8 protein-coding genes are annotated in these 7,791 nt (G+C 42.3%); 7 read left to right on the plus strand and 1 reads right to left on the minus strand.

The genetic code is table 11. The annotated features are described in order from the left end of the window. From AC37HE_RS10145 to AC37HE_RS10155, 3 genes are all read left to right on the plus strand, one after another. On the plus strand, nt 1-649 hold a 649-nt coding region (locus tag AC37HE_RS10145), incomplete at its 5' end, for a hypothetical protein (RefSeq protein ID WP_500782721.1). Nucleotides 650-816: 167 nt separating this feature from the next. Continuing rightward, nucleotides 817-1,080 (plus strand): hypothetical protein, encoded by a 264-nt coding sequence (locus tag AC37HE_RS10150; RefSeq protein ID WP_500782722.1) that lies wholly within the window; start codon nt 817-819, stop codon nt 1,078-1,080. Between the two features lie 285 nt (nt 1,081-1,365). Beyond that, entirely contained in the window at nt 1,366-1,860 is a 495-nt protein-coding gene (locus AC37HE_RS10155; RefSeq protein WP_500782723.1) for a magnesium-dependent phosphatase-1, read from the plus strand. A gap of 190 nt (nt 1,861-2,050) precedes the next feature. Here AC37HE_RS10155 and AC37HE_RS10160 read toward each other — a convergent pair whose 3' ends face one another. Next, nucleotides 2,051-3,958, minus strand: coding sequence for an AMP-dependent synthetase/ligase (locus tag AC37HE_RS10160; RefSeq protein WP_500782724.1), 1,908 nt, complete (start codon nt 3,956-3,958; stop codon nt 2,051-2,053). A 442-nt stretch (nt 3,959-4,400) separates the two neighbouring features. Here AC37HE_RS10160 and AC37HE_RS10165 point away from each other — a divergent pair, with 442 nt between their 5' ends. From AC37HE_RS10165 to AC37HE_RS10180, 4 genes are all read left to right on the plus strand, one after another. After that, complete coding sequence (locus AC37HE_RS10165; RefSeq protein ID WP_500782725.1) at nt 4,401-5,603, plus strand: ABC transporter substrate-binding protein; 1,203 nt, start codon at nt 4,401-4,403, stop codon at nt 5,601-5,603. Beyond that, nucleotides 5,600-6,106 (plus strand): tRNA (N6-threonylcarbamoyladenosine(37)-N6)-methyltransferase TrmO, encoded by a 507-nt coding sequence (gene tsaA, locus AC37HE_RS10170; protein ID WP_500782726.1) that lies wholly within the window; start codon nt 5,600-5,602, stop codon nt 6,104-6,106. The genes AC37HE_RS10165 and tsaA overlap by 4 nt, the downstream gene beginning before the upstream one ends. A gap of 7 nt (nt 6,107-6,113) precedes the next feature. Further along, nucleotides 6,114-6,809, plus strand: a complete 696-nt coding sequence (locus AC37HE_RS10175; protein ID WP_500782727.1) for a GTP-binding protein — start codon at nt 6,114-6,116, stop codon at nt 6,807-6,809. Continuing rightward, nucleotides 6,806-7,791, plus strand: a 986-nt coding sequence (locus AC37HE_RS10180) for an ATP-binding cassette domain-containing protein (protein ID WP_500782728.1), incomplete at its 3' end; no start/stop codon positions are given. The genes AC37HE_RS10175 and AC37HE_RS10180, both read left to right, overlap by 4 nt.

Genomic DNA, 7,791 nt, shown 5'->3' on the forward strand with positions numbered 1-7,791 from the left:
AAAGTACACGGTGATGATTGCGACTTTTGTGGTTTATGGTATTGCCATTGTAGGTTCTGTTTATGGTGGTGCAATTCCATTGCAGTTTATGAATAAAGGTTGGGAAGCTTATAAAGCTCGTATGACTTCAATGTTGTTGATCGCCATCGCACCACTGTGTCTTATTTTTACACAAAATGCTGCTACGCTGGGTATTGTTGCCGCTGTAGCTATTATTAGTATTGGTGGTTCAGCTCACCAGGCTTGGTCGGCTAACCTGTTTACAACAGTATCTGATATGTTCCCTAAAAAAGCTGTTGGTACAGTTACCGGTATTGGTGCTGCTGCAGGTGGTCTAGGTGGTGTTCTTGTTCAGTTATTTGCTGGATACATGGAAGATTCATACCGTATTAAAGGGGTTATGGCAGCTAAAGCTGAAGGCTTAATTCATGCGACTAGTACAATCAATTTGAAAGATATTAATGTTGATGATATTTCAAGTGTTGTTGTTGATCCGTCAATGGTTGACAGAGCAACTGATATCATTAGCTCAAATGTATCGCATGCTTACGGGATCATGTTTGCTGTTTGTGCCTTTGCCTACTTATTATCTTGGGCAATCATGAAAGTATTGGTACCTAAACACAGTCCTATTACTGACTTGAATTAAAAATTTTTGACATTTTGATAGGCTTTAGTCGAAGCTTACAAAGTTTAATAATGAATAGTTGAGAGGGTGACCTAATGGTTGCCCTCTTTCTTTTTGAAAGTAACAATCGCCAAGGTACTTAATCGCCCTAATAATTACGGCGGTTGAGTTAAAAGGTCGGATATCCTGTGATAAAAATAGGGACACTACAGACAAACACCTGGCGAACAATCGAAAATGCCATTTCAGGTCCCGCAATTGCCTGGCGAACTACTGCAATTGGTTTGCGAACGTCCGAAGTTACTCAGCGAACAGCCGCAGTTGCTTCGCGAACTTTCGTAATTGGTCAGCGAACGACTGCAAATGCTTCGCGAACTGCTGCAGTTGATCTGCGAACCACTGCAGCTGGTCTGCGAGAGAGTGTTCAAAAAACTGTGGGTGACTTTTCCTAAAATAGCTTGACAGATTTATACTCTATTTGGTAGGATGTAAATGTTTTCTTTTTCATTTACTGGTTTACAAAACTAGCAAGATTTTCATACCTGTTTTTTTATTGTGTGTCGATTACATATACGCTGTTTTGTTTCGGATTCTTTAAGTGAATATGAATTTATAGATAAATTCATTCAATCGTGATTTTCTTCAGAATTCAGATTCAATAAAATTGCTTACTTAGGGTTGTTATTAGTAGATTCCTGTAAGAAGAATCTGATAATTATGAACTAAAAGTAAGAATTATGAAGCTATTTGTATTTGATCTGGATTTTACGATCTGGAATGCAGGTGGTACCTGGTGTGATAGCACACATGCTCCTTTTGTTTGGAAAGAAGGAAAATTGCGAGATCAGGATAATCGTTGGATTTACTTATATCCGGAGGTAAAAGAAATACTTGCCGAGCTGAAATCTGAAGGTTATATGATTGCTGTTGCTTCCAGAACCAATGCGCCTACAATTGCTAAGCAGTTGTTACATATGTTTGAGATTGACCATTTTTTCGATGCTCGCGAAATTTACCCGGGATCAAAATTGACCCATTTCGATCGGATTATGAAGTCGTTACATGTTGAGAAGGAAGACATTGTTTTCTTTGATGACGAATACCGGAATATTGAAGACATCCAGTCTGTGGGTATTGAAGCAGTTCATGTAACCAATGGTCTGACTAAAGATTTGGTGAAGCCTTATCTGAAACATAGTTTGCAACAGGATCTGCCTAGCCAGGCATGTTAAGTTTGGAAAAAAGAGAAATTTGAAACAAAAGCCACCATGCTTATTGTTTCAAATTGCGAAAGCGGATGCGCTTCGCATTATCTTCAAATCGACTCATAATGAGTCATTTTTTTTGTCCTTATGTGGCCTTTAAAACGTGAAAAAGGCAGAAACCAATTGGTCCCTACCTTTTGCTATCTTGTTTTAGCCGCTATTCAAACCATTTAGCCATTGCTGCTTTATTGGGCTCGTTAACAATACTTTTGGCTTCAGCAGTGTATACAAAGCGAAGTTCATCGACAAAACGTTCGTTAATCTTTCCACGCACCATTTTCATTGTTGAGTTTAGTAAATGATTTTGCTCTGTAAAAGCTTCCGGCAGAATCGCAATTGTAGCCGGTAGCCAGCGCTCCGGAAAAGAGTTGGCAAATTCCCCGTCTCGTTTGTATTTGTCGATTTCAGCTTGAATGAGTTGTAAGCTAAAGTCAATAGCTTTGTCTGTGCCCGGTTGAATACCTTGATGGCCAAGCTCCCGGTTAATAGCGGCAATATTCGGCACAATCAGGCTGGTTGTGTATGGATCCTGGTTATTGTGCATCATGCATTGGTCAATGTAGGGCGATTGCTCAACAATGGCTTCTTCAATACCTTCCGGGCTGAACTTTTCACCATCGTGCCCAATAAGCAAGCTTTTAAAACGACCTAAAACATAAAGGAAGCCATCTTTGTCCACATAGCCCATATCGCCGGTGTGTAACCAACCATTGCGTAAAGTTTCTGCTGTTGCTGCCGGGTTTTTCCAGTAGCCTAGCATAACATTATCACCTTTTACAATGATTTCCCCTTTTTCACCGGCTGGTAACTCCTTGCCGTCAGCGTCTGCAATTTTCAATTCCAGGTACTTGACTAAACGCCCCGAAGAACCCATTTTGATGGCATCAAGTACGTTCGATGAAATAACCGGTGCAGCTTCAGAAAGACCGTAGCCCTGGCACATTGGAATGCCAATGGCAAAAAAGAAACGTTGCAACTCAATGTCGAGGAGGGCACCACCGCCAATGAAGAACCTTAGCTCCCCGCCAAAGCTCTCGCGTATCTTCGAGAACAGGATCTTGTCGTATAGCGCAACCAGCGGTTTGTAGATGAACCGCATGCCTTTACCCCGGTTAAAGCCGTTCCCATTATACTTGTAGGCAATTTTCAAGGCATGTTTGAAAAGCTTTTCAGCTTTTGGGCCTTTCTGGCGAATGCCCGATTCAATTCCTTTGCGGAAGTTTTTGGCAATTGCCGGTACGCTCATTAAAATTCCGGGCTTAATCTCTTTAATATTCTTTGGAATATTTTTCAGCGTTTCGAGTGGTGTTGAACCATTTTCCAGAGAGGCAACACTAGCCCCAAAATACATGAAACAGTAGAGACAGGCTGTATGTGCAAAAGCATGATCCCAGGGAAGGAAAGCCAGGGTGCGCCACTCTGCAGTAATATTCATTAGTGTGCTAGCCTGTAGTACGTTGGCTGCATAATTCAGGTGCGACAGCATGATTCCTTTTGGATCGGCAGTAGTTCCTGATGTGTATGAAATGTTGGCCAAATCATTCGGCTGGATGGATTGATAGCGTTCCTCTACCATTTTTCGGTTGTCGTGCAAAAGGGTTTTACCTTGTTGTACAATATCGCAGAAGAAAAGGTCATTCTCCAATGGTTCTTCTTTTTCATCCAGGTAGATTACTGCCTCCAAATCGGGAAGGTCTTTCCGGATTTCTTCAATTTTAGAGGCTTGACCTTTCGAAACAATTAGAAAACGGCAGCCGGAATGAATTAACCGGAATTTCAGCTCTGTTTGCGCATCAAGCTTTACCGATAGCGGAACATTGATTGCCCCGGCATACAGAATTCCAAGTTCACTGATGATCCATTGGTTTCTTCCTTCCGAAATTAAGCCGATTCGATCTCCTTTTTGGACACCCAGGCTAATTAAGCCTGCAGCAAACTGAAGAACTTTTGTTCGTGTTTGTTTATAGGTTGTACCAGTAAATTCGTCAGTTGTTTTTTCCCATAAATAGATGTTGTCGGGAAATTTAACGACACTGGTCTCAAATAATTCAACGATTGTTTTCATTCGATTACAAGCATTTGTATAAGTCGGCAACAAAAATAGGAAAATTAGCTAATAACAGGAGTGGGCTGCTTTGTAGCAGTTTCCCTATTCTTCCGCGCGGCCATATCAGAATAGGGGATATATTCTTTTAAGTAATGGTATGTAAACTATTAAATAAGGGGTGCCTTTTGCTTGCATTTGTCGTTCCTGGCAAAGTATCCTTCGTTTGCCATTTCTGACATTTCCGTGGAATAGGTGTTCCATAATCCTACAAAAATGTAGGTTTTAAAATTTTCAGATTATCTAATTTATTGATCATCAATTCTCATTCTGGTTTGCGAAATTTTTGGTTCGTTATCTGTTGGATGAATAACAGTTTGACTTTTTTTTAATTAAAGCATCGCATCGCGGAGACTCTAGGGTTTCTTGCTGATGCTTTGCTTGAATAACGAAATTCATATCTATGCAGATTTCCAAAAACGATACGATCCAAACGATTGCTGAGAATTTCCCGGAATTGATTCCGGTGTTTGAAAAAGCAGGTTTGGGCAGCTATTTTCAAGCAGAAACTTTAAAAAAGATTGGACGTTTTACCCGAGTTGGTACTTTATTGAACTCGCGTTCTATCGATATAGATTCTTTTCTGGCAGTACTGAACGATTCGTTGACTCAGCAGACTGCCGTTGCTACGACCGACAAAGCCTTGCATGAGCTTCATTTTATGGCGATGTTGCCATGTGGGTTGCGTAATCCGTTTAAAGATTTTCTGGAAAAGCATATTCTGGATCATCCCTCAGAATACGCCGGATTGGATTACCTGGCTGAAGGAAATGTGAATCATGAGTTGTCGTATTATCCGATGTTAGATCATGTTTCGTCGGCTGATGAATTGCCGGAAATAATGCTTGCCTCGGATGTCAATAATTTCTTTCACCGACCATTTCAGGATCGCTTTGTCAATTCAGGAATTTTCGAAACATTCAGTCCATACATGCCTAATCACTACCTGGAGAAGGTTGGCTTTGCCGATCCTGCAGGGAATTATACCATGTTTACTTCCAATATGCTGGTGATGGTGGTGGATACAGAGCGTTTGGGAACCATACCAATGCCTGCTAGCTGGTCTGATTTGCTGACCGATGATTTTGAAAACGAGATTATTATGCGTGGAGAAGATGATTTTTTCTGTAATGCGGTGATGCTTCCTTTTTATAAGGATCACGGTTTCGATTCAATTCGTCAGATGGCCCGAAATATTCGAAGCGGTAAACACCCTGCCGAGATGGTGAAACTGGCTGATAAAGGTGGTGAGGATGCAGCTACCATTTATATTATGCCCTATTTCTTTGCAAAACGGATAAAAAGTCCAAAGGTAAAAGTATTGTGGCCTGATGATGGAGCGATTGCAAGCCCTGTGTTTTTGATGGTGCGGAAGTCGACTATGGCTAAGCATCAGCGGCTTCTCAACTTCTTGTTGTCGAAAGAAATGGGTGAAATGTTAGTGGGGCGTCATTTCCCTTCGATTCATCCTGATGTAGAAAACAATTTGCCCGAATCGGTGAAGTGGTTAGGCTGGGATTTCCTGATGAAGCATGATATTGGTAAATTGAAGGACGAAATTCGAGATGTATTTATGGAAGTTTGGAAACAAAAGGTAGTTGTATGAGTGTAAATGATTTAAATACTGTTTGTTTTGAACCGATTGGACTGATTCAAACACCTCATAAAAATTTGGTTAATATGCCCATTCAACCAGTCGGAGCAAAAGGAGTTGAAGGCTTTATTGAGTTGAAACCGGAGTTGCAGGAAGGATTGACAGACCTGATTGGATTTTCACATGTTACCTTGATTTATCATCTGCACGAAGTTGAAGGCTATAGTTTGATGGTGAAGCCATTTATGGACAATAAAGAACATGGTATTTTCGCAACCCGTTCACCAAAGCGTCCGTGTGCTATTGGCTTGTCGACCGTAAAACTGGTTAGGGTGGAAGAGAATAAGGTTTATTTCGAAGGAGCCGATATGCTGGATGGAACCCCATTGCTTGACATGAAGCCTTTTTTCCGTCAAACCGACAATCGCCCCGATGCCATTTCCGGGTGGCTGGATGAGAAAGATGAACGGATGGCTCACAGCCAACGCTCGGATGATCGTTTCACCAAAAACTAAATGAATTATGGAGCCGATTCGCCTGATAACAATAGCCGGCCCGCCATCCTCGGGGAAAACCTCTGTTATTTTGAAGATGATTGAAAGTGTAGACGGACTTAAGCAGCAGTGTGGCGTGATTAAGTTTGACTGCATCAGTTCGCTGGATGAGGAACGTTACATCAAGGCGGGAATTACGGCACAAACAGGGATTGCCGGTAATCTGTGTCCCGACCATTATTTTGTATCCAACATTGAAGCGTGCCTGGATTGGGCACGGCAGCAAAAATTAAACACTTTGGTTACAGAAAGTGCCGGTCTCTGTAATCGTTGCGCTCCGCACCTGAAAGAGATGATGGCCATCTGTGTGCTCGACAACCTGAGTGGGATCAATACGCCCTTAAAGACCGGGCCGATGCTGAAGCTGGCAGATGTGGTTGTGGTTACTAAAAGTGATTTGGTGTCGCAGGCAGAACGCGAAGTATTTCGCTTTAAGATACAACAGGTAAATCCTAAAGCAAGCGTATTGTTTATCAACGGAATTACCGGGCAGGGAGCGGATAAGTTGGCTCGTATGATTGGACTGGCAAAAACAGTGCAGGATGCCGAAACGTTGAAACTTCGTTTTGCGATGCCCGCCGCTTTATGTTCCTATTGTTTGGGAGAAACGCGTGTTGGAGAGGATTTTCAGGTTGGATTAAATCGTAAAATTAAACTGTCATGAGCGAAGGAATAGCTCTAGTTGATCAACCGCTGGTCGAGCTGGTTAAACAATGCCCGGTGTTAAGTGACTTTCTTCAGGTGTATAATTTGGAGATTAACGGATTTAGTTTTCGGGAGTCGATAGCGCAGGTAAATGACGACTATTGGGATGATTTTGAAACCACTTCAGAAGAGCTAACAGGGCTTTTTGTCGACTATGTTGAAGGGATGCAGCAGGCTGAGTCGGTTCAGCAAATACAGTCACTGGAAGTATTACCTGGAAATAATAAACAGGGTGAGCCGGAGGCTTGCAGCTTGTTGATTAAGCCAGGCGAAATTACCTGCATTGTTGGCCCAACCGGATCAGGGAAAAGCCGTTTGCTTGCCGATATTGAATGGCTGGCCAATGAAGATACACCAACCAAACGCAAAATCCTGTTGAACGGTGAACCGCCCGATGAAAATATGAAAAGCAGCTATGGTGGTAAGCTGATTGCACAGATCACCCAAAATATGAACTTTGTACTTGATATGGATGTGCAGAGTTTCCTGTTGTTGCATGCACAAAGCCGTTTCCTGGAGAATGCTGACCAAAAGGTTGCTGAAGTGATTGCTTTAGCTAATGAGCTTTCCGGTGAAGGTTTTCAGCCTGATACTCCTGTTACCTTTTTGAGTGGTGGCCAGTCGCGGGCCCTGATGATTGCCGATGTCGCTTGTATTGGTCAGGCACCCATTGTTCTGATCGATGAGATTGAAAATGCCGGTGTCGATAAGCGTAAAGCTTTGGAATTGCTGGTCAGCCAGGAAAAGATTGTGCTTATGGCGACCCACGATCCCTTGCTCATCCTGCAGGCCGACCGAAGAGTCGTTATTCAAAATGGCGGGATGCATAAAATTATTACCACGAACGAACAGGAAAAAGCTTATTACCACGAATTATTCGAGCTGGATCAGAAGATGCAGCAAGCCCGAAACTTTTTTCGAATGGGGAATGAATACAGGGG

The organism is Mangrovibacterium sp. (assembly GCF_059905295.1).

Coding starts and splice junctions, on each gene's coding strand:
- AC37HE_RS10160 (WP_500782724.1), bottom strand. CDS start 3,958: ATGAAAACAATCGTTGAATTATTTGAGACCAGTGTCGTTAAATTTCCC.
- AC37HE_RS10165 (WP_500782725.1), top strand. CDS start 4,401: ATGCAGATTTCCAAAAACGATACGATCCAAACGATTGCTGAGAATTTC.
- tsaA (WP_500782726.1), top strand. CDS start 5,600: ATGAGTGTAAATGATTTAAATACTGTTTGTTTTGAACCGATTGGACTG.
- AC37HE_RS10155 (WP_500782723.1), top strand. CDS start 1,366: ATGAAGCTATTTGTATTTGATCTGGATTTTACGATCTGGAATGCAGGT.
- AC37HE_RS10175 (WP_500782727.1), top strand. CDS start 6,114: ATGGAGCCGATTCGCCTGATAACAATAGCCGGCCCGCCATCCTCGGGG.